Genomic DNA, 1727 nt, shown 5'->3' on the forward strand with positions numbered 1-1727 from the left:
TCGCGCGGGCGGGCGACGAAGCCGGCCGGCGGGCGGGGGAGCGTACTGGGAGCCGTACGCGGGGCCGTACCGGCGGCGGTGACCGTGAGGGCCCGGGCGGCAGGTGCGAGGCCGGGATCGGCGCGCACGATCCGCTCGTACAGCGCCCGCAGGCCAGGGCCCGGGTCCACACCCAGTTCCTCGGCGAGGTCGGCGCGGGCCCGGTGGTAGGCGGCGATCGCCTCGCCCTGCCGGCCGCTGCGGTAGAGGGCGAGCATCAGCAGCTCACGCAGCCGCTCGTGCAGCGGGTGACCGGCGACCAGCTCGGCCAGCGGGCCGAGCAGACTCTCGTGGCGGCCCAACTCCAGCCCCAGCTCCAGGTGTTGCCGGGTGGCGTCGAGCAGCAGGGCAGCCAGCCGGTCCCGTTGGGTCTGCGCGAACGGCCCGGGCACTCCGGCCAGCGCGGTACCCCGGGGAAGCGCGAGCGCCTCGTCGAGCAGCTGGTCGGCCTGCTTCAACTGAAGGGTGGCACGGGCCTGTTCGGCCTGGGCGAGCAGGCCCTCGAAGGCGTACAGATCGATACTCTCCGGCGGCACGAGCAGCGTCAGGCCGGCGGGCGCGGACACCAGTGGACCGTCCGCGTCGCCGGGTCGCAGGACGCGGCGCAGCCGGGAGACCAGCGCGCGCAGATTGGTGGCGGCCGAAGGTGGCGCCTCCTCGCCCCACACCGCGTCGACCAACTCGGGCCGCCGTACAGGACGCCCCGCGTTCAGCAGCAGGACGGCCAGGACGGCCTGTTGCTGCGGGCGCCCGAGGTCCAGCGGCCGCCCGTCCCGCCACGCACATACGGGCCCCAGAACCGTGAACCGCCACAGGCCCCCACAGCCCGATTCCGCAATCCCCACAAACACCCCACGACCAGCACAAACCCCGTCAATCTCAGGTGGCACGCTACCGCAACGACGTGAACGCGACATGCCCGCGCGGGAGGGACGGGCGGGGGTACGGGCGTATGTACGGGCCTGGCAACGCTTTTTGTACGCCCGTTGTACGCCGGTGCTGGAAGGCTCGTCGGGGTTATCGGTCCGACGACGCACGGGCGAACTCACAGGCCCGGCGACCTGAACGGAAAGTCCTCACTTTGAACCTCAAGCGTCACACCAAGCGGGCGTTCGTCACCGGAGCGATGGCCGCGGCCGTCATCGGCGGCCTGAGCGCCACCCAGGCCCAGGCGGCGCGCCTCCAGCTGCGCCCGCCCCTCAATGGCGGCGGCAGCTCCACCACCGTGGAGTACGGCGGCGGGTCCACCCACACGGTCAACCCGCACCACGTGGGCACTCTCCATCTGACGGGCCACGACGGCCGCCCGGACACAGCACAGCACGAGCACGGGCACGGCAGCACCACCACGACGGAGCAGGGCGGCAGCAGCACCCAGACCCACCAGCACGGCGGCGGCCCGCAGGAGCAGTCGTCGCACGGCGGTCACGGTCAGCAGCACGGCACCCAGAGCGAGCAGCCGGGGAGCAACACGCAGAAGGAGTCCTCGCACGGCAATCACAGCCAGCAGCACAGCACCCAGACCGACCACACCGGCACCAACACCCAGACCGAGACCTCGCACAGCGGCCACGATCAGCAGCACGGCACCCAAACCGAGTCCTCACACGGCGGCCACGGCTCGCACGGCGGCGGCGCCGGCGAGGCGGCCGCTGTCGGCGGTGCCGTCGGCGCGGGAGGAACGGCCG

Annotated in this window: 1 protein-coding gene and 1 pseudogene; one reads left to right on the forward strand and one right to left on the reverse strand. The window is 73.0% G+C overall.

The window, feature by feature from the left end:
* The coding region (locus AB0O00_RS35385) for a BTAD domain-containing putative transcriptional regulator (protein ID WP_363658810.1) at positions 1-956 on the reverse strand (956 nt) is incomplete at its 3' end.
* 164 nt (positions 957-1120) lie between these two features.
* Here AB0O00_RS35385 and AB0O00_RS35390 point away from each other — a divergent pair.
* Positions 1121-1727 (forward strand): annotated as a pseudogene (locus AB0O00_RS35390) (hypothetical protein); the annotation flags it as partial.

Origin of the sequence: Kitasatospora sp. NPDC093558, from assembly GCF_040683475.1 — a bacterium.
Lineage (GTDB): Bacteria > Actinomycetota > Actinomycetes > Streptomycetales > Streptomycetaceae > Kitasatospora.